This is a genomic window from Microcoleus sp. N3A4, assembly GCF_036701805.1.
Classification (GTDB): domain Bacteria; phylum Cyanobacteriota; class Cyanobacteriia; order Cyanobacteriales; family Microcoleaceae; genus Microcoleus.
On sequence record NZ_JAUBRJ010000006.1, the window covers coordinates 23,535 to 24,201 of the forward strand.

The following is a 667-nucleotide window of genomic DNA, read 5'->3' on the forward strand; positions in this document are numbered from 1 at the left end:
TTGTCGAAAATCTGCTGATTGTTGAAAGGCAAGAGTCGATCGAGCATGATGAACCAGAACCGATTGTCGAAAATCTGATTATTGTTGAAAGGCAAGAGTCGATCGACTATTCTCAACCAGAACCGATTGTCGAAAATCTACTCATTGTTGAAACACCAGATTTTAGACAACCTTCTCAACCAGAACCGGTGGTCGAAAATCTGCTGATTGTTGAAACACCAGAGTCGATCGACTATTCTCAACCAGAACCGATTGTCGAAAATCTGCTGATTGTTGAAAGGCAAGAGTCGATCGACTATTCTCAACCAGAACCGATTGTCGAAAATCTGATTATTGTTGAAAGGCAAGAGTCGATCGAACCTTCTCAACCAGAACCGATTGTCGAAAATCTGATTATTGTTGAAAGGCAAGAGTCGATCGAACCTTCTCAACCAGAACCGATTGTCGAAAATCTGATTATTGTTGAAACACCAGAGTCGATCGAGCCTTCTCAACCAAAACCGATTGTCGAAAATCTCGAAGTTTCAGAAACACCAGAGTCGATCGAGCATGATGAACCAGAACCGGTTGTCGAAAATCTACTCATTGTTGAAACACCAGAGTCGATCGAGCATGATGAACCAGAACCGGTTGTCGAAAATCTACTCATTGTTGAAACACCAGAGTC

Annotated in this window: 1 pseudogene; it reads left to right on the forward strand. The window is 42.3% G+C overall.

Annotated features, from left to right (window positions below):
• A pseudogene (locus QUA56_RS05165) lies at positions 1-667 on the forward strand (ATP-binding cassette domain-containing protein); the annotation flags it as partial.